15 protein-coding genes and 1 tRNA gene are annotated in these 19266 nt (G+C 70.4%); 7 read left to right on the top strand and 9 right to left on the bottom strand.

The features are described from left to right. Positions 1 to 571 precede the first annotated feature (571 nt). Positions 572 to 1522: an AfsR/SARP family transcriptional regulator gene (locus tag QOZ89_RS29055; protein WP_083419938.1), complete on the bottom strand. Its 951-nt coding sequence runs from the start codon at positions 1520 to 1522 to the stop codon at positions 572 to 574. 328 nt (positions 1523 to 1850) lie between these two features. Between QOZ89_RS29055 and QOZ89_RS29050 the strand changes: the two genes are divergently transcribed. The 3 genes from QOZ89_RS29050 to QOZ89_RS29040 all read left to right on the top strand — a co-directional run bounded on the left by QOZ89_RS29050 (position 1851) and on the right by QOZ89_RS29040 (position 4094). Next, positions 1851 to 2759, top strand: coding sequence for a class II glutamine amidotransferase (locus QOZ89_RS29050; RefSeq protein WP_071053597.1), 909 nt, complete (start codon positions 1851 to 1853; stop codon positions 2757 to 2759). Between the two features lie 150 nt (positions 2760 to 2909). After that, on the top strand, positions 2910 to 3794 hold the full coding sequence (locus QOZ89_RS29045; protein ID WP_071053598.1) for an MTB12 C-terminal domain-containing protein: 885 nt from the start codon (positions 2910 to 2912) through the stop codon (positions 3792 to 3794). A gap of 213 nt (positions 3795 to 4007) precedes the next feature. Continuing rightward, positions 4008 to 4094: transfer RNA gene (locus QOZ89_RS29040), tRNA-Ser, on the top strand. Positions 4095 to 4146: 52 nt separating this feature from the next. On the opposite strand, the gene QOZ89_RS29035 is transcribed toward QOZ89_RS29040, so the two are convergent. Continuing rightward, positions 4147 to 5655: a site-specific integrase gene (locus tag QOZ89_RS29035; protein ID WP_071053599.1), complete on the bottom strand. Its 1509-nt coding sequence runs from the start codon at positions 5653 to 5655 to the stop codon at positions 4147 to 4149. A gap of 539 nt (positions 5656 to 6194) precedes the next feature. Beyond that, entirely contained in the window at positions 6195 to 8036 is a 1842-nt protein-coding gene (locus tag QOZ89_RS29030) for a hypothetical protein (protein ID WP_071053600.1), read from the bottom strand. An 824-nt stretch (positions 8037 to 8860) separates the two neighbouring features. Here QOZ89_RS29030 and QOZ89_RS29025 point away from each other — a divergent pair. Continuing rightward, positions 8861 to 10369, top strand: a complete 1509-nt coding sequence (locus tag QOZ89_RS29025; protein ID WP_491723677.1) for an NsdA family TPR-like regulatory protein — start codon at positions 8861 to 8863, stop codon at positions 10367 to 10369. After that, positions 10362 to 10661 carry a 4a-hydroxytetrahydrobiopterin dehydratase gene (locus tag QOZ89_RS29020; protein WP_071053602.1) on the top strand — a complete coding sequence of 100 codons (300 nt, stop codon included), beginning with the start codon at positions 10362 to 10364 and terminating at the stop codon, positions 10659 to 10661. The genes QOZ89_RS29025 and QOZ89_RS29020 overlap by 8 nt, the downstream gene beginning before the upstream one ends. A 28-nt stretch (positions 10662 to 10689) precedes the next feature. On the opposite strand, the gene fxlM is transcribed toward QOZ89_RS29020, so the two are convergent. The 6 genes from fxlM to QOZ89_RS28990 form a co-directional block, all read right to left on the bottom strand. Further along, the gene (fxlM, locus tag QOZ89_RS29015) at positions 10690 to 11883 is read right to left on the bottom strand and encodes a methyltransferase, FxLD system (protein ID WP_312626655.1); all 1194 of its coding nucleotides are present in this window, start codon (positions 11881 to 11883) and stop codon (positions 10690 to 10692) included. Between the two features lie 64 nt (positions 11884 to 11947). Beyond that, the gene (locus tag QOZ89_RS29010; RefSeq protein ID WP_071053604.1) at positions 11948 to 13144 is read right to left on the bottom strand and encodes a lanthionine synthetase C family protein; all 1197 of its coding nucleotides are present in this window, start codon (positions 13142 to 13144) and stop codon (positions 11948 to 11950) included. A gap of 2 nt (positions 13145 to 13146) precedes the next feature. Next, complete coding sequence (locus QOZ89_RS29005; protein ID WP_071053605.1) at positions 13147 to 16212, bottom strand: lantibiotic dehydratase; 3066 nt, start codon at positions 16210 to 16212, stop codon at positions 13147 to 13149. 78 nt (positions 16213 to 16290) lie between these two features. After that, positions 16291 to 16476, bottom strand: coding sequence for an FxLD family lanthipeptide (locus QOZ89_RS29000; protein ID WP_116271820.1), 186 nt, complete (start codon positions 16474 to 16476; stop codon positions 16291 to 16293). Positions 16477 to 16962: 486 nt separating this feature from the next. Then, the gene (locus QOZ89_RS28995; protein ID WP_071053607.1) at positions 16963 to 17163 is read right to left on the bottom strand and encodes a DUF397 domain-containing protein; all 201 of its coding nucleotides are present in this window, start codon (positions 17161 to 17163) and stop codon (positions 16963 to 16965) included. A gap of 13 nt (positions 17164 to 17176) precedes the next feature. Beyond that, the gene (locus QOZ89_RS28990; protein WP_071053608.1) at positions 17177 to 18025 is read right to left on the bottom strand and encodes a helix-turn-helix domain-containing protein; all 849 of its coding nucleotides are present in this window, start codon (positions 18023 to 18025) and stop codon (positions 17177 to 17179) included. Between the two features lie 143 nt (positions 18026 to 18168). On the opposite strand from QOZ89_RS28990, the gene QOZ89_RS28985 reads away from it, so the two are divergent. Then, positions 18169 to 18672 (top strand): hypothetical protein, encoded by a 504-nt coding sequence (locus QOZ89_RS28985; RefSeq protein WP_071053609.1) that lies wholly within the window; start codon positions 18169 to 18171, stop codon positions 18670 to 18672. A gap of 59 nt (positions 18673 to 18731) precedes the next feature. Continuing rightward, positions 18732 to 19259 (top strand): hypothetical protein, encoded by a 528-nt coding sequence (locus QOZ89_RS28980; RefSeq protein ID WP_071053610.1) that lies wholly within the window; start codon positions 18732 to 18734, stop codon positions 19257 to 19259. Positions 19260 to 19266: the final 7 nt, after the last annotated feature.

Below are 19266 nucleotides of genomic sequence, written 5' to 3'. Positions count from 1 at the left end.
TGTTTGGGGGGCGCGTGTTCCGCGCGGCCAAAATATGGGGGGGGCCCCCCCCCGGGGCCCCCCCCCGCCAGCTGGTGGCAGGTTCCGTGGTGTCAGGCGTCGACCGCTTCGGCGGGGCCGGTCACCAGCCGCCTCCTCCGCCACCGATAATGATCACGCCCCCACCGCCGTGCCCGGTGGTACGGCCGCGGTGGGCGACCCGACATTGGTCCGTGTTGGGCCGATATGTTTGTGAGCCGCCTGGCGGTTCTCCGGAGCGGTGGGCCTCTGCCCTTTGGCCTGGAAGGAGCGCTCGCCCGGGCCGTTCGCCAGAACGCCGGTTACCTGAACTGGCGGCGACGGTCCGGCTCGGCGTGAGCGTCAGTGCTCGCCGCGTCCGCCGCGCCCTGGCCCCGACATCGGCGAGGGGTTTCGTTCCTCGCCTCTCCGGCAGCCCCGGGGCATTGGCGGCGCTCGCCGTGCCCTTCCTGTGCCCTTCCTCCAGAATCACTCGTGAGTTCCGCATCCAGATCGCCACGTCGGCGGCTCAAGACAGGTACTTCCCAGGATCGGTTCAGCCACGGTTCATTACTCACGGTGGCGACTCGCGGCGGTGCCGCCTGGCCGGTGGCAGGCCGGTGTGGGCCGACCGCGGACCGGCCAGCTCCGTGGCGGCCTGCCCGCCGGTGCCGCGCAGGATCCGCTGGTGCAGGGCGCGCAGGTCCTCGCCCGGCTCGATGCCAAGCCGCTCGGTGAGCGTTCGGTACACCGCCTGGTAGGCGTGCAACGCCTCCGCCCGCCGCCCGTCCTGGTCGAGCGCGATCAGAAGCTGAGCCCACAGCCGTTCCCTGGTCGGGTGCTCGATGGTGAGCGCGCGTAGCGCCGGCAGCACCAGGCTGTGCTGGCCGAGCCGCAGGCGAGCGTCGACGAGGTTCTCGCAGATGTTCCAGCGCAGTTCCTCGAGCCGGGTGGTCTCGGCGACGGCGACGTCGGCCGGCAGGTCGTCGTACGGCCGGCCACGCCAGAGCTCCAACGCCTGCTCGAGCAGCCGGACCGCCTCGGCCGGCCGCTCGTCGGCCAGGGCTTCGCCGCCGCCGCGGGCCCGGGTGTCGAACAGGTCGACGTCGAGCTCGCCGGGCGCCAGCCGGATGGCGTACTCGCCGTCCCGGCTGGCTATGCGGCTGGGTCTGTGGCCCGCGGTCGGCGGATCGTGACCCGGCGGCGTGCTCGCCATCGGTGGCAGCGGCGGCAGGGCATGACGCAGCTCGGAGACGTATGTCTTGATGTTGCCGAGCGCTGAGCGCGGCGGGTCGTCCTCCCAGAGCGCCACGCCGATCTGCTCGGTGCTCACCCAGCTGCCCGCGTGCAACAGGAGCAGGGACAACAGTCGCCGTTTCTTGCGCTGGCCGATGAACACGGACGTTCCGTCGGCCGCTGCGACCTCCAACGGCCCCAGGGTGCCGAACCGGGCCACGTCCAGACCCACCTCCGCGCTGGCGTCATCGCCGACGACGACGGTGGTTGCGGTCGCGGCAGTACGCATCGGCGCTGTCCCCCAACCCGCGTCGAAAGCGGCGCGAATGCAGTTGGTCACGCATTGTGGTCACGCTGCGCTGTCTACCCGCTCCTGCTCCCGCCAGACGGCCTCCTCGGCTCGAAACGACCATCCCCCGCGGAGGGTGGCCAAGTGGTCCCGGTAACAAAACGGATGACGCCAGACAGGTCTGGGCACACCGACTGCCAGGCGCCCGAGCTATCGGAGGCCGCATGCTGGTGGGAGCGGCGGCCCTCCAGACGTGGGCGCCGCGCGGGGCGGGCGGCGGTGGGCGGCCGGAAGGCCATGGGTGGTGATAACGGTCGGTGGAGGCGAGATGTGCCACATGTTTGCGCTGACCAGTGGAGCGCAGCCGGTCGAGGCTACGTTCTGGTTGCTCGATGCGCCAGACAGCGAGCGGGCGCGGACTGCCCGGTCCCCTGACGGCGCGGGCATCGCGACGTTCGCGCCGGACGGCACGCCTCGCGTCATCAAACAACCGATCACTGTGCGCGCCGGCGCCGACTTCGCCCATCAGCCGCGAACGCTCGTCTCGTCGACTTTCGTCGCCCATGTGCGGCATGCCTCGACGGGACGCGCCAACCTGGCGAACACGCACCCTTTCCAGCACGAGAACCGGGTGTTCGCCCACAACGGGGTGATCGAGGGCCTGGACCGCCTGGACGCCCATCTCGGCGATGACCGCGCCCTGGTCCAGGGCGACACAGACTCGGAGCGCTACTTCGCGCTGATCAACCGGGAGATCGCGGCCCTGGGCGGCGACGTCGGATCGGGCATCGTGGCGGCCGCCCGGTGGATCGCCGCCAACCTGCCGCTCTACTCGATCAACATGGTGATGGCCACGGCGGACGAGCTGTGGGCGTTGCGTTACCCGGACACGAACCGGCTCTACGCGCTGAGCCGTGAGCCGGGCGGCCGCCACCACCGCCACCTCGACCACGCGAGCCCCTTCAGCGAGATCAGGGCCCGGTCGTTCGACCTCGCCGAGCGGCCGGCGGTCGCGGTGGAAAGCGAGCGGATGGATGAGGACCCGTCCTGGCGTCTGATGGCTTCCGGCGAGCTGCTCCACGTCGCCCCCGACCTGACGGTCACCTCCCGGGTGGTCCTGTCCGTCCCGCCGGCCCACCAGCTTTCCCTCGACGACCTGCGCCCCGAGGCCGCTTTCTCCCAGATCGTCAACGTCCCGTCGACGGAGGCCGAGCCGGCGGCGACGGTGACGGCGTAGGCAGCGCCTATCGCGATGCCGCCGCCGTCAAGGCCGAGGCGGCGCTGGCGGCGGCTCGCGTTCAGGAGATTCCTCCCGTCTCGTATCAATGTTCCCCGACCGAGGGCGCGTTGATACGGGTGCGGCAATCGTGCCGCGGAGGAGGACGCAATGACGATGTCCGACCGGCCAGGGCAGCACCCGACCGACGGCCGCGCCACCCGGACCCGCTGGAGAAGGCGCCTGACCGGGCTGACGCTTCTGGTCGCCGGCGCGACGGCCCTGATTCCGGCGCAGGGGGCGCTGGCCGGGGACGGATTCCAGCCGCCCCTGGCGCGGGCTGAGACCGCAATCAAGGCCGCCTATGCACAGGCGTTCACCGGCGGTCAGGACCCGGCGCACAGCCTTGCCGCGGTGGAGGACGGCCCGGCGTTGGCCGGCACCCTCGCGCAGGCGATGCAGAACTTCCCCGAGGCCACCCACACGGCGCAGGTCGCTGTCAGCGGCATCACCTTCAAGGGCCTGCTCAACGCGAAACTGCGTTTCCACATCACCTACCAGGGGGGTGCCGACTTCGGCGAGCAGGACGGCACCGCCGTGGTTGTCAACCGCCAGTGGAAGGTCAGCCGGGAAACATTCTGCACCGTGATGGGCTGGGCGGGTGCCGTCTGCCCGCCCAAGGCGGGACACCAGCCGCAGAATCCTGCCGCGGCCCAGCGCGCCATTCAGCAGGCGTATGCGCAGGCGTTCACCGGCGGTCAGGACCCGGCGCACAGCCTTGCCGCGGTGCAGGACGGCCCGGCGTTGGCTGACACCCTCGCGCAGGCGATGCAGAACTTCCCCGAGGCGACGGCTACCGCCGCGGTGACCACGAGCGACATCGTCTTCACCGACCCGCGGAATGCGTGGCTTCGCTTCCACATCACCTACCAGGGTGGTCTCGACTTCGGCGTGCAATCCGGCACCGCCGTGCTCGTCGATGGCCACTGGAAGGTCAGCCGACAGACCTTCTGCACCGTCATGGGCTGGGCCGGCGCCACCTGTCCAGCTCCCTGAGGCGCGCCCGCGGCTTCTGGGTGTAGTGCGCCGGCGGCGGCCCGACGAGCCGCCGCCGGCTTCCGGCGCGTGATCGGACGGGGCCTGGGACGGACCGGAGTGGTGGCTGGGATACTGGGTGCCGACCAACCGTCGCCAACGCGGCGACGGTTCGCGGGACAGCGACCGGCACCCGAGCATGCTCGACGTCCGGCCACGCGGGACCGCTGGTCGGGAGGGCTCGCCTAGTGGCCGATGGCGGCGGTCTTGAAAACCGCTATGGGGGCAACCTCATCGTGGGTTCGAATCCCACGCCCTCCGCTCTCTACCAGCGCTTTTGCGTTGACTGAAGATCCGTTCAGGGCCTTGAAGATCATTGTGGTCGGTATGTGGTCGGTGGACGAACCGCGCGGGGCACGGCGGCTGCCACTGCCGCCGCGGCTCGCTGGCCGGCCGGGCGCAGCAGGTGGGCGTACAGCGCCCCGGTGATCGCTGGCGAAGAGTGACCGAGCCTCTTGGAGACGAGCGCCAGGTCGATGCCCTCGGCGAGCTGGATCGACGCGCTCGCGTGCCGTAGGTCGTGAAGCCTGCGCCGGGAGAGCAGCCCTCGGCCCAGCTCGGTACCGGGCGTAACGTCGGCCGCCAGCGGCTCGGCGAGATCGAACCGGTGGCGGTTGCCGAACAGGCGGGTCGCCGCGGTCACCCGGACGGTGCCGACTGGCGCCCGGTCGACGTACAGGGTCCATTCGCCGATCGGGTCGCGATCGTGTGGGAGCGCGCCGACGACGATGGCCAGGGATTCGACGGGCGCCGCCAGCCGAACCGTGGCGAGTAGTCCTGCCCGCTTCGCGATCGTCTGCATGCGCTGCGACACGTATCCGGGCGCCAGGTGCCGGCCGTCTGGGCGGGTGAACATCAGACCCGACAGGTGCACCGGTTTGCCGTGCTGGTCTGGCAGCGTGCCGTTGTCCCATTCGGGGCCGGTCGCCTTGCGCTCGGTGTCCTGAGCCAGCCGGTGGGCCAAGAGGGATCCCAGCGTGATCGGATCCAGGTCCACCTTGCGCTTCCCGGAGCGCGTCTTGGGCGCCCACACGCCGCATTTGCCACCGTTCTGCGTGATCTGTTGGCTGATGGTCAGCACTGATGTGTCGGCGTCCAGGCCCGGCCACGTCGCGCCGCACGCCTCACCCCGGCGGACCCCATGCAGCGCGATCAGCTCCCACATGGCCGCGAGCCGATCGGTGGCCGCCTCGTCGAGGAACGCGCCCACCTCGTGCGCCTCCCACGGTTCGACCTCGGGCCGGCTGTACTCGGGCAGCTCGACACCGCGCACCGGGTTGAACTGGATCATCCGTCGGTCCACGGCGTCGTTCAGCGCGTTGCGCAGCGTGTCCCGGATGCGCTCGACGGTCGCCGGGCCGGTCGGCCGCGCCTTCACGGCTCCGGCCGCTTCGAGCTGCCGGAAGGCCCGGTCGATGTGGTCGGCCCGCAGCCCCGCCAACGGCACCTTGCCGAGCCAGGGCTTGAGATGCACGCGGATGTGCACCTCGTACGCCCGGCGCGCGCTCGGGCGCAGCCGCCGCTTCGACTCCAGCCACTCGTCCAAGTACTGGCCTACGGTGAGCGTCCCGGCATGCCGCTGCCCAGCCCGCACGTTCGACAGCTGTTCCTCGGCGTCTTTCTCGGCCGCCTCCTTGGTCGCGAAGCCAGAGCCGCGCAGTCCGGTCCTGCCGACCAGCGGTACCAGCTCGTCGGGCACATCTATGCGCCACGACCACATCCCGTGCGGCTTCTTGCCCTTCAGTCTCGGGCAGCGCCTACCGAGCTGCTTCCCGGTCTCGGGGTCGCGGCAGCCGCACCGCTTTTCAGTCTTGATCTGCATGTGAGAAACTCCCGCCATCTCGGTCAGGGGACGGTCTTGTCGGCAACAGGAGAGGGGCGGAAGTCTGTCGACTTCCTGAGTCGGCGTCTGAAGGCTGACAGCCAAGAAAAATGGCGATGGTCGCCGAAGAATGGAAAGCACGCTGGGAGTGGCCCGCCTGCCGCGTGTCTGGCATGCCTGGCATGCCTCGCCAACTGGGACGATACGCCCCAAACCCCACGCTCGGCAGCTGTGCGCGCCACGGCGTGTCCCGCATCGCCGCATCCCGGGAAGGGCTCTGCGGATCGCCTTTCTCGATTTTATTCACTGTTGCCAGATTTGTCAGTGATCGGTCGATGATGACGCTGAAGCGGTGCTTTCTCGTCAATAAAGCGTCGCGCTTGGTCTTTCGGCGATGCAATGGGTAGGTGCGGTTGTGACCGTTGGACGGGGATATCTCGCAAAGTGGCCGTCGAGGGCCGGTGGTCTGTAGATGCATGAGCATCCGGCCCGGCGACGGTGGCATATGGGTGAGTCGCTGGTTCCGGCGGTGTTCGTGTTCAGGGGCCGTCCCAGGCGGGAGCTGCCGGGTCGCTGAGGCTCGTTGCTGGTGACGGGCTGTCGGGTGAAGGCGCGGCCGGCCGGGAGACGTCCTCCATGCCGGGGCTGCCCGGGGCTGAGGTCGGTGGCGGCTGGCTGAGGCGGACGAACGTGGTCAGGACGTCGAGCGGGGCATGGATCGCGGCGAGGGCTGCGGCGGTTTCCAGGGGCGGGTTGCCGGGCGACAGCCAGGGGCGGCGGGCGAGGAGGGCGCCGAGGCGGTCGGGGCCGAGCGCGAGTGCCTGCTGGTATTCGATTTCGTGGACGGCGAGGTGGCCGTGGACCGGGTCGCGGACGAGACGGGTCGTTCCGATGAGTTGGGCGGTCGCGGTGGGTGTCGGCCCGGAGAGCAGGGTGAGCAGGGCCGGAACCTCGTCGGAGACGGTGGCTGGTTCGGCGGCGCGCGTTGGGTCGACCGGGCCGGGCGGGGTCGGGCGGACGTCGTAGAGCCGGGGTCCGTGAGGGCCGTCGAAGACGCGCGCGGTCTCAGTCGTGGTGGCGAGGACCTCGCCCGAGAGCAGGTCCAGGCCCGCATCGGCGCGGGCGGTCAGCAGCCTGTCGAGGGAAGGCCATGCGCTGGGTCGGAGCGGGAGGACCGCGTCGGCGGGTAGGAGGAGCGGGCGCGTCGGGGTGTCGTGGGGTTGGACCTCATACGTCGGCGAGCCAGTGCGGTAGTGCAGGGCGCGCAGCACGGTGCCGACGGTGAACCGGGGGTCGTCGACGGTCCGGACGACCGCACCGGTGGCGAGCGGTACGTCGGGCTGGTCGTCGGTCGAGATGTGGGTGCCGAGGATGTCGGTCAGGTGGAGCTCAGTGGTTTCCAGGGTCCAGGTGGGGTGGCGTTGCCAGGGGTGGCCTGGCTGGTTGGCGGCGTCGGGGCGCCACCGGTAGGTCGTGCCGCCGCCGTCGCGTGGGGCGGACGCGTAGAGGGCGCCGTCGGCGTCCTGTCCGTCGGGCAGGGTGACCCGAACGTGGGTGCCGGGCGGATAGATCTGGCCGGGGATGGCAGCGAACTGGTCGAACAGGTCCGCGTAGCGGTCGACGAACCAGGCCTGGCCCGCGGCCAGACGGATGGACGCGCGGCGCAGGCCCGCGGGCAGGCCGAGCAGACTCCGTAGTGCTTCGGAGGGGTCGGCGGTGAGGTCGAGCAGGCCGGGCACGTGGGCGCCGGCGAAGAGGATCCGTTCGCCGTCGTAGATACGCCAGTAGGCCAGGTCGTCGTCCACGCCATTGGGTGGTGGGTCGGAGAGCAGATCGACGCGGGCGGTGCCGTAGCTCCAGGTGGCGATGACGGTCTCGGCGGCGAGTAGCCGGCCGTAGGTGGTCAAGAGGTCGCCGGCCTGGACGGTGTTCGAGCGGGAGGGCCGGTAGATCGCTGACTCTGCCGGGTCGGCCGGGTCGGCCGTCAGTGCGGGCCGGTCCGCGCCGGGTGACGTCCGAGGCCCGGTGGCCGCTGATCGGGTGGACAGCGATGCCAGGGTCAGAAGCAGGCGGATGGGCAGCGGGATCGGCCAGCCGAGGGCCGCCTCCAACTGGCTCAGGGTGGTTGTGCGGGTCGAGTAGATGACCTGCGGGGCGTCGTGACCGACGACGGGCACGGCCAACTCGGCGATGTAGCCCGGGTTGGGGTCGTGAAGTGTGGATGCGGGGGTTAGCCGCCACCAGCCGGCGGGGACCTGGACGCGTACCTCCGGATTGGCGCGGCCGGCCGCCGCCAGCCAGCTGATGGGTATCCGCGGGCCCCGGCCGGTCCAGACCGTCTCCCCTGTGCGCAGGTTTGATGTTGCTGGGTGCTCTGACATGGCTTGACGGTCCGCCGGCCGGTCACCGTGACAGTCACCGCGAAGGACACCGCCGGCGCGTGCTGGAGGTCTCGGCGGGAGTCCGGTCTCCGCCGCCTGTGCCGAGAGTTGCTTCGTGGCCGAATCGCAGGACGACCTGCCTGCTCGCTGGACTGGGTGGTTGGGTGACGGCGGCGATGTTCGTCGTGAGGACGTAAACAGCGACGATGTCCCCGGCGGTGGGTGCGGCGATGAGCCGTGGGATGACGACGCAGGCGCGAGGATCGCGGTCCCGGCTGGCACGCGCGCTGGGCGCCCGGCTGGTGCTGGCGGCGAACGCGTGCCGCCGCCTCGACCGGGTGCGAAGGGGTGGACCATTCTTTGCCGAACAGTTCGCACCGCCGCAGGGTATTTCCGCAGCTCAGCGAGCTGATGAGGCCACGAAGAAATCATTCGCGTGACAGGGAATGACACACGCCATGCCCCGTGACCATCATGGTTGGCTTGTCGGCCGGCGAGGCGGCAGCACCGCCTATGACAGGAGTGATCATTGGACACACCCGGATCGCGATCATCGGGCCGTCGCTGTCATCGACGACCTCAGCCGGCCACCATCCCCAGAACGGGCGTCCTGATTCTCCTACCGAGCTCGCCGAGCAACAGGCAGTTGACGCGGCGTGGGCTCATCCGTCGGCTGTGGCTCGATAGCGGCGGACCCGTCACTGCGGCGATGATCGAGCCGCGGCTGAGACGACGGACCAGCGTCAGGCCGCAGGCGGATCTGGAGGGAATCCAGCGTGGCTAAGCCGAGTCGGCGGGTGGAGCAGGAGGAGCTACGGGCGCGGATGCGTGCGCTCGGCATGTCCGATGATGACATCGCCGTAGAGTTCGGCTGCCGTTACAAGCTGCGCCCCCGGGCCGCCCACCGTGTCGCGCACGGCTGGACCCAGCCCCAAGCGGCGGACCGTATCAACGCCCACGCCGCCCGCACCGGCCTCGACCCGAACGGCGTCGCTTCCATGACCGGCCCGCGGCTGTGCGAGCTGGAGAACTGGCCCGTCCCCGATCGCCGCCGGCCCACTCCCCAGATTCTCGCCCTGCTCGCCGAGGTCTACGGCACCAGTATTCACAATCTGCTCGACCTTGATGACCGGGAGCAAATGCCTCAAGCCGACCTGCTCCTCCTCGCCACCACCCGACGGGATGTTCCGGCGACGCCGCAGGCTGGACCGCCATCGCTGGCGCCACTGCCGACCACGCTGCCTTCCTGGCAGGTTGGCGCGGCCTCCAACAGCGGATATGGCCGCGGTGCGGCCGGAAGGCTGCGCCCCGACGAGCCTGCTGGGAGCATCGAGGAGGTGGGCGCTCTCGGCCGTCGCGGATTCACCCTCCTCGCCGGATCGGCGGTCGTGGCGGGCGTCCTGGGCGCTGGTCGCGGGCGCCATGTCGCCCCGGAACTCGTCTCCTATTTCGACAGTCAGCTGAAGGGCCACTACCTCGCGGACATGCTGCTCGGCTCCGGTGCGTTGATCGGGACGGTTACGTCGCAGTACGACGTCATCGCGCAGCTGGTGGACGAGGCGGACGGGTCGACCCGCCAGCGCATGACGAAGGTCGGTTCGTCGTTCGCCGCGTTCGCGGCCTGGCTGTGGCTGGATGCCGGCGACCCGGTGGCGGCGATGCGTTGTCACGGCGCGGCGCTGGAGCTGGCGCACCGCTGCGGCGAGCGCGACGCTGTCGCCTGCGCGCTGGTCGACCGGGCCATGGCCTTCACCGATCTGGGAAACGCGGCGGCTGTGGTCGACCTGTGCCAGGCCGCGCTGGTCGACGCCCGACGCCTCTCGCCTGAGGTTCAGGTGTTCGCTCTACAGCAGCAGGCGCATGGCGCATCGCTGCGCGGCGACCGTGACCAGGTTGATCTCCTGCTCGATCAGGCCGGCCGGCTCGTGGACCAGGTCGACATCGAGGAATGGGGCACGGCCTGCCGCCGCACGGATGGCTACGTCGAGGTACAGCGCGCCACCTGCTACGGACGGCTTGGCCTGGCCGACGATGCGGATCGTCTCTGGCGGCAGATCATCCCCGCCGCACCCACCTCGGCCCGCCGGGATATCGGGGTCTGGTCGGCGCGTCACGCGCTCGCCGCCGCACAACAAGGAGAGCCGGAACAGGCGGTCGAACTCGCGCGCCGGGCAACCGCGCTCGCGGTGGAGACCGGCTCCGCGCGGGCCCGGCGAGAACTGGCCGCGGTCGCGGCGGCGATGGCCCCCTGGCACGCTCACCCCGTCGGCCAGGATCTGGCGGAGGCGCTCGCGCCCGTCACTACTGAGAAGACTGGGAGACGTCATGGCTGAGGCACTGTCACGGGACCAGATCGAAGAGCACCTCAAGGCCCTGGAGGGATGGACGACTGACGGGCGGCGTATCGAACGGCTGTACTCGGTCGCGCATGTCCAGGGGGCGGCCTTCATCGTGCACATAGCCGCCATACAGAACGAGTTCGGTCACCATTCTGATGCGACTCTCGGATATAAGACCGTGCACGTGTCGATCAGCTCCAGCGACATCGGCGGCTATGTCGCCCTGCACGACGTAGAACTCGCCAGGCGTATCCACGACATCGCGTCCGCGCACGGAGCAGGATAGAGAACGGTTCCGAACGGGGCCCTTACTATTAGTAGCGCAGTACCAGCCGAATCTCGGGCTTGGTAATGACCTTTCCTCGCGTCTGACTGGGGATTGGCGCGCCGGTCGGGAAGGCGAGGATTTCGGGGTCGGCGGTGCGGTCCTGGTCCCAGGCGTCGATCTGGTCGACGATGCGGGTGGCGAGGTGGTGGCCGAGGGGTCCGTGGCCGATGGCGCCGAGCTGCCAGCGTCCTGGGGCGGAGGCGCGCTGGACGGCGAAGTAGGCCAGTGATCCGTTCTTGGTCACGGCTGGGCTGCGGGAGGCGATGGCGGGTGTGCACAGCCCGGCGGTGACGGCCTGTTGGTCGGCCTCGATGCGGACGGTGCCGTCGTCCACGGCGCTGAGGTGCAGCCAGACGCGGTCGAACGGTTCCTGGCCGTGCACGGTCACGTCGGACCAGACGGTGGACTTCTCCTGGTCGAGGACGTCATGCAGGGCGTCCGCGTCGATGGACTGGTCCAGATCGTGGTGCAGGGCGGCGAGGCCGTCGGGGTGGATGAGGGTCTTCTGTTCGCCGGGCTGGCCGAGCATGGGGACGAAGCCACAGAGGAAGACCCAGTCCGACTTCCAGTGGTCATCGTGTTTGGCCAGTGCGACGGCCCGGGTGGTGCCGCGCCAGCGCAGCGGGAGGACTAGGCGGCCGTCGGGGACGAGCTGGTCCCACCAGTTTTGTGGGATGTCCCAGGCGCCGACGGTGACGATGATCCGGTCGAACGGGCCGTGCTCGGGGGCACCGTCCGCGCCGTCTCGGGTGAGAACCCGGACGTGGGGAAATCCGGTGTCGTCGAGGTTGCGCCGCGCGGCTGCGGTGACGTCGGCGTTGATGTCGATGGTGGTGACCTGGCCGTCGGCTCCGGTGAGGGTGGCGAGAAGGGCGGCGTTGTAGCCCGTGCCGGCGCCGATCTCCAGGACGCGCTGGCCGGGCCGGACGTCGAGGGCGGTGAGCATGGCGGCCACGATGGTCGGACCGGAGGCGCAGCTGAGATGGGTGCCGTCGGCGAAGGTGTGGGTGATGACCGCCTTCTCGTCGTAGGCGTCGGTCAGCGGCGCGTCGGGAACGTAGCGGTGGCGTTCGACGCGTCGCAGCGCTGTTTCGACCTGTGGGGGCAGCTGTTGGCTGGAGAGGACGCGATCGACCATCCGGTCGCGCAGGGCCTGCGGTGACGCGGTGGTGGTGTCCATCGTTCTCCTTGGCGGTGTCGGGACGCGCGGTCGCGGTGGCGCTGGCGCCGGCCGGTCATGGCTGTTAGCCGATCAGTAAGCAGCGTTCCCAGCCTGGCAGTGCCGGGACGGCCGTGGCGTCCATGGCCGCGTTGGCGAGCGCAATGCCGGCGGCGCCGTCCAGGAGTCCTTCTCCGGCAGGTTGACCCTGGTCGTGAAGATGGCTGTGCATGCGGGTTTCGGCTGCGCTGACGGCGGCGGCGAGTTCGTCGGTGTCGGTGTCGGCCGCGGTCCGGCGAGCGGTCAGGAGCAGGCCGGCCCAGCCGTGGCAGAGTCCCGCGTCGGTGAGGTGCGCGAGTTGACGTTCGTCGGTGAGGCATCCGGCGAGGGCCCTCGCCGCGCCGCGCGCTCGTTGCTGGTCGCCTACGGCGAGTGCGGCGAGGTGCTGGGCTCGCGCGATTCCGGGAGTGCCGGAGCACCAGGAAGGTCGATGCGGCCCTGGGTGGGTGACGCTGCCGGCGCGTGCCTCGTCGTGGTCGATCACCTCGGGCCACCAGGCGGTCTTCCCCTGACTCGTCCGCCACTGGTCGAGCCACGCGACGACGGTGTGGAGCGCGTCGGCCTGTCTGGCCACGACGATGCCTTGCCGCATCGTGATGGCCAGGAGCGCCAGCGGTCCGGCGATGCCGTGGGCCATGCCGAAACCGGCATGGCCGGCGTTCCAACGGGAGGAAACGCGTCGGTCGGGGCTGCCAGTAGCCCACCACCCAGGCAGGCCACGGCCATCCACAGGGACGGGACTGGTCAGTCGCACCAGATAGGCGAGCACGTCGCGGAGAAGGTCGCCGTCGCGGCCGCGGTGCAGGAGGTAGGCACCGAGGCCGGTAAGACCGCTGATCAGGTCGTACTCGCGGGCCTGTGGCCGCTGTCCGTCGTCGATGCGCTGGTGGGCGGCGTCCAGTCGGTGTCGGATCATGGTCGCGATGGCCTTGTCGAGGGTGGTCAGCGCCGCGCGGTAGGCGGGGTGGTCGGCGGTGTGCAGCGCGTAGGCGACGGCCGGCGCGCCCTGGAACAGGCTGGCCGTGTCGGGGTGGGCGTTCACCGGCGCGTGGGTCATCGCCGAGGCGAGGTGATGGACGGGTTTCCACCCGGCGTCGCCGGCACGGGCTCGCGCGATGTGCTTCAACGCGATGCCTGGTGCTCCGTCGCCGAGCGACTGCGCCCACCATGCCAACTTGGCGTCGGCAGGAATCGGGAGGGCCGGGATGGCGGGAGGCGTCATGGTCATCTGCTTGCCGCCGTAGCGTGCGCGCGTCGGGTGAGCGCAATCTGGCGTGCCAGGCGTCGGCAGGCGGTTTCGTCGGTGCGGTCGACGGGCCTGGCGCGGTTGTGGTGCATGTGCAGGAGCGCGGAAAGGATCTGGTCGGTGTCGGCCTCGTGCGGCAGGGCGAGTCGATAGCGCGTCAGCGCTTCCTGACGGGCCTGCCACGCCTGGATGACGGCGGCGGGCAATAAGGCGTCGCCTGGCACGGTCCCTCGGGCTGCCCAGTGGGTGACCTGCTCGAGGATCGTCCGGTCCGCGGACGGCGCGGTCCCGGTAGCGAGGCGTTCCAGTAGCCAGTCGTTCGCGCGCATGGGCTCGGGGTGGAATCCGTCGGCGATGGCCACCATGCCGATGGCGGCGAGCGCCATCGGATGGACAGCGAGCGGCGTCGGGGCTTGGAGTGCGAGTGCCACCGCGTGCGAGTCGGCCGCGAACACGGCTTCGGCCGCGTCCATCGCGGCACCGTTGCTGTAGCGGCCGACCTCGGGATAGTAGGTCGCCAGAGTCAGCCGGGACGCCGCGCCCGCGTCGCAGAGCTGCTGCCCCCACAGACCAACCGCGGATGTCACCGCGGCGTACTCCTCGGTACCGACGGCGCGAATTCGCAGCCGTAGGTGGTCGGTCTCGCGGACGCTGCGGTAACGGGCGAACCAGTACGGCCGGTCGCCGTCGAACAGGGCGAGCAGCCGGGGCAGGTGCGTGCGGATGATGTCGTCGAGGCGTTCGGGATGGGTGAAGATCTGCGCGTAGAGCCAGGAGCCTTGCGGTGATGCCGGGCGGTGCGCGGTGTTCGTGTTGGTCACGAGTGGCAGGGCGCCGGTGACGAGGTTCGGCGCTGCCGGTACCGCGCGGGCGAACGGCATGACGATCTCGTGGACGTGGCCGCCGATCCATCGCAGGTTCTCGGCGGCGTCGGTCTCGGTCAGCGTCGCGTGGCCGTGTTTGTCCAGGTGCTCGCGCAGGATCGCCAGATGCGCGTCCACGGTGAGATCCAGGCGCAGCGACCGGTGGTCGTCATGAAGCTCCACCGCGTCTGGGCAGCCCCACCGCTGCCGCCACTGGGCGAAGGCCTGCTCCCAATAGTGGGCGTTGGCGTGTAGGGCGGTGTGGTCGGCGGCGCTGATCCGCCACGTCGCGGGTGCGAGGATCGCGCGCCGGTAGCGCACCCTGGGCGTGTACGGCAGTCGGGCGGCGGCCGGTCCCCAGTCGAACTCGGTGAAGCGGGCGAGGAAACCACGGGTCAGCGTCGCGAGGAACCGGGCCAGCGGCGGTGCCTGCTTGCGCAGGGCGAGCGCGTGGAATACCTGCGGTTCGACGAGCTGGCGTCGCGACATGCTGACCAGGTGCAGCCCATCAGCCACCGCGACAATACCGAGATCATCAATGCGGATCACGGTCGCGTCGTCGGCCCGGTGCTCACCGACCGGCAATACCTGCGGCAGCCAGCGGGGAACCCGCGCGACGTTCTCCGAATGCGGGAACAGGGGCGGGAACGACAACTGGACCGGCAGCGCACCGTCGACGGCCGGGGGAGCGGCGGCGAAAACCGTGTCCAGGCCCGCGCGGCTGACGGCCGCGCCGAACCGGCAGGTCAGCGTGCCGAACGCCCACGCGGGGTGGACGCTGAACGTGTAGTCCCCCGCCTCCAGCGCCGGGATGCTCGTGGTGTGCACCTGGGCGCCCAGCTCGACGTGTGGCGGAATCCAGCGTGGGTCCACCGGCCGGTCCGCTGTGATCGCGGCGATGAGTTCGTCGGTGAGCACGAGTTCGCGCTGTCCGGCGATGGCCGCCTCCCAGGCCAGGCGCAGCAGTTCCTCGTCGCGGCGGCTTACCGTGTCCTCGGGCTCGGCCAGCACGCTGCCCGGGAAACCAGCCGGCCAGCCGATACCCGTGTCGGGATGCACCGCATCCAGAACGGGGACCAGGGCTCCGGTGCCGTAGCGGTCCCAGAACTCGCGACACCAGTCGTTCCACCCCTGGTCCGGACGTGGCTGGCGGGTGAGTCGCAGTAAGGCACCGACCGCGCGGGCCATCTCATCAGCGAGGCCGACGGAGACGTCGATGTCGCAGTCGAGATGGAGATCACCGGCCAGCGGGGTCCGACCGGCAGGCGACAGGCGACGCATGCGTTCCACTGCCTCATCCCGCAGCCGTACCCGCGCCTCCGGCTCGGCGTCGTCGGCGTTGTGCCTGAGGATCACGCGGTGGGCGGCATGGAGCTCGCTCAGCATGGTGCCCGCTGCCTCGACGCCGCCGGCGACGGCGCGCTCGACGATCGTGACCACATGCGTCAGTGGGTCGGCCGTCGTCATGGGCGCACGAAGATTCGTGATCAGAACGCCCTGAGCGACGAGTTCACCGAGCGCTTGGCGGACAGCCACGGCCGGGGCCGTCGGGAATTCCATAGCGACCTGGTCAAGCAGAGCGTGAAACGGTAGTGGCTTGGCCGCCAGGCCCCGGACGAGCCGCATAACCGAGGTGTTGCGTACCGTCACCCGTCCTGGGCCGCGGGGCATCTCGATCCGGTCACCGCGTTCGACCAGCAGGTCACAGACCACGACATCCAGGTGCGCGAGCAGGTCGGGCAGCGCCTCCAACCGGCCGACGACGTCGTCCAACCAAAGGGTGTCGGCGCGCAGAGCCAGTCGGTGATCGGCACCCCAATGCACCCGCACGTCCTCGCCGACACGGGCCCCGGCGACACCGGCGAACAGGCCGAACGGGGTGGGACGCCCCATCGAACGCAACAGGTAGCGGACGACCGCCGACGTCACCCGCCGGACCTGCTTGCTGCCCGCATTCTCGCCGTCGAGTACGGCCTCGACCCGGGCGGCGAACGAACCGCTCGCATGGCGGATCGCGTCGGCGAACCCGGGCAGGACCCACATGGTGCGCAGCCACGACCGGCACGAGTCCGGGTCGGACAACGTCGGCCAATCATCCAACTGCTGGGACAGCGGAAGGACCGCCGCACGCAGCATCGCTCCACCAGCATGGCGATACAGCCGCACATCCGCGTCGATCATCACACCTCCGTTGAACACCGCGGCGCCGGCCCGCCGCGCACGGGCAACCGGCGGGCCGACGCCGTAGTCCTCGCCTGGTCAGCTGCTGATGCAGGCCGACCCGCAGGTAGAACCACAGGTGTCACTGGTGTCGCACGCCCGGATCGTGTAACCGGCCGCCGCCTCCACCGTCACCTGCACATCCAGCTGGAACTCGTCCAGGATGCTTTCTGGCGCCGAATCGGTCCGCTCGAGAACCGCGCCGACGGATCCATGGGGTGTCATCGTCATTAACCTCTTCAAGACGGACGGACAGGGCAGCACCCAGAGGGCGTGCCGTTAGGATCCTCCGGCCCCATCCGTGAGTCATTCCCTCCAACCAGAACCTTCGGTTCGCGCTCCCAGTGACGCTTGACCTGCGAAAACAACATCCGCGGCAGGATTACGCTCGGCGTGCAGCTCAGGATCGGCGCCGAATCGTCCGCGAGCCGGATCGTCGCGCCCCCATCACGGCGCGCACGACCGCCGACACCTCAGAATCCACGGGAGCATTCGTCAGCCGGCCGCACATGCCAGTGGCACGCGACCCGCACCGCGTGGGCACGGCACGACGGACCGCCTCGGCGTAGGTACCAGAACCGTCCCTCCCGACGCGCGGCCTGAACGCTGGTCGAGGAACGTAGGCGGGATTGCGCACTGCCGGCGCCCTTTTGGGGTTCCGGCTACACCGGATCTTGAATGGCCGGCGGTTTCGTAGGAAAGAGCTATCTTCTATCCGTTGTCGAATTCGCCGTCATGCACGCCAGCGAGGAACGCCTTCCACTCGCCCTGTGTGAACAGGAGGATCGGGCCGTCAGGGCTCTTCGAGTCGCGGACGGCGCGGGTGCCGTCGGGGAGGGTGGCGACTTCGACGCAGTTGGTCTGGGTGCCGCTGTGGCTGGACTTGTGCCAGGTGGCGTTGGTGAGGTCCATGGCGGTCGCGGGTTCACCCCTGCTCGTGGTCGTCGGCCGCTGTGGTCAGGAAGTCCGCGGAGGCGGCTGCGTCGAGTGCCTGCGCCGCCAGGGTATCGGCGGCGCTGAGGAAGGGCTTTACGTCGGCGGGATCGTCGACGAACAGGCTGGACCTCAGGTGTTCGAGATGGATCAGGGTCGGGGCCTTGTCGAACTGGAGGATGACGTAGGAGCCGTCGATACCGGGGTGGGCGCCGAGCGCGGACGGCAGGACCTGAACGGTGATGTTCGGCCGGGTGCCCGTCGCGGCGAGGTGGCGTAGCTGGGCGGCCATGACCGCCGGGCCGCCGATAGGCCGGCGGATGGCGGCCTCGTCGAGCAGGACGTGCAGGTGGGGCGGGTCGGCCCGGGTGAGGACGGCTTGGCGGCCGAGGCGGGTGGCGACGCGGGCGTCGATCTCGTGGGCGGGGACGTCGCCGCCGGTCATGACGGCGCGGGCGTAGTCCGGGGTCTGGAGCAGGCCGGGGATGAGAAGCATCGCGACGTCGGTGATGCGGCTGGCCTGGGCTTCGAAGCCGATGAGGGCGGTGAGCTGGTTGGGGATGCCGGCGGGTCCGGTCTCCCACCAGCCGGGCCGGTCGATCTCGCGGGCGAGGGCGAGTAGGCGGTCGCGGTCGTCGCCGGTGACCTGGTAGACGACGAGCAGGGTGGCGACGTCCTCGGGGCTGATCGAGCGCAGCCCGTTCTCCAGGCGACTCAGGGTGGATGGCGACCAGGCGAGCCGGTCGGCGACGGCGCGGGCGGACAGGCCGGTGGTCGCGCGTAGGTCGCGGAGCTCGGCGCCGAGGCCGCGGGCGCGGGCGGACGGGGGTCGCCGTGGCATGGCCCGTCTCCTTTCCCGCCGGTGGTGACGGCACCGGAGGCTACCGAAGTGTGGCCGGCGCCGGGTCTCCACCTTGCTCAACGTTGCAGCAACGTTCATAGTTGCAGCAACGCTGCCCGGTCTGCCCGGTAGGAGGCGATCTGATGCAGGTGATGATCGATGTCGATGGCGGGCCCGGTGGGCCGACCACGGTGGACCTGGAACCGTTCCCGTTGCCGGCGAGGCCGGGGGTGATGTGTGACCGGCCGCCGCGGGTAGGCCCCGTGTTCGTACCGTCGCATCCGTTCCCGGCGGAGTCGGCGGCTCGGGCCCTGGCCGAGATGGGCGGCGAGCGGGTGCTCGTGGCGTGTCCGCCGCTGGTCTCGCCCGGGTTGACGAGGCTGGCGCTGGCAGTGGGCCGGCTGCTCGCCGACGCGTGGGAGGCGGGCTGGCCGGGCCCGGTGCCAGCGCCGGTCGTAGTTTGCCCGGTTCGGCCGCGGTGCGCGTGGCAGACCGGCGAGATCGTGCTGCCGCACCTGGTGTCGGTGGTGACGCCGCAGGCGGCGCAGCTACGAGTCGTGTGGGAGCTGAAGAACCGGCCACGGGCCGAATGCTGGCTGTCCAGCGTCGTTCCGGCTGATGCGCTGCCGGCGGCGGTGGCCGCGTGACGAGAGACCCGGCCCGCCTGGCCTTCCGCGATCCGACTCCTGCCGGGCCTGAGGCCCAGATGCATCCTGATGCCAGCGCGGCTGGTGGCCGGGGCGAGGAGGACTGGGCGGCGGTCGCCGAAGCGCTCAACGCGCGGCTGGCGGTCTGCCGGATGAGTCAGCATCGGCTGGCCGAGGTGGCCGGGATTTCTGTGGCGACGATTCGCCGGCTCCAGCGCGGTGCTGGTGGTCGTCGGGCCCGTGACGACACCTTGGCCGTGCTGTCCGGGGCGCCGGGATGGCCCGGCGACCACCTGATCCGGGTCCTGCTCGGCGAACAGCCTCCCGACGCCACCGGTACACGGCCGCGCGTGGTCGGCGCCAGGAAGCGGCGACCGCGCCAGGTTGGAGACCGCGGCGAGGGCGGCTTCGTGGAAGGCAACGTGGGCAGTGCCGGGGCTGGGCCGCGGCTGGCTGGCTGTGACGACGACCGGCCGGCGCTGGCCTGCGTTGCCGAAGACCTCGGCGTGGTCGTCGAGCTGCTCGCCGGCGTGCTCGACCAGCTGGCCGATCTTGCAGCGGCCGGCGTGGATACGGACCTGCGGTGAGGGAGAG

The organism is Pseudofrankia coriaricola (genome assembly GCF_032027725.1).
Taxonomy (GTDB): Bacteria; Actinomycetota; Actinomycetes; order Frankiales; family Frankiaceae; genus Pseudofrankia.
Note: the sequence above shows the minus strand (reverse complement) of the source record. Positions and strands in the feature narration are given on the sequence as shown.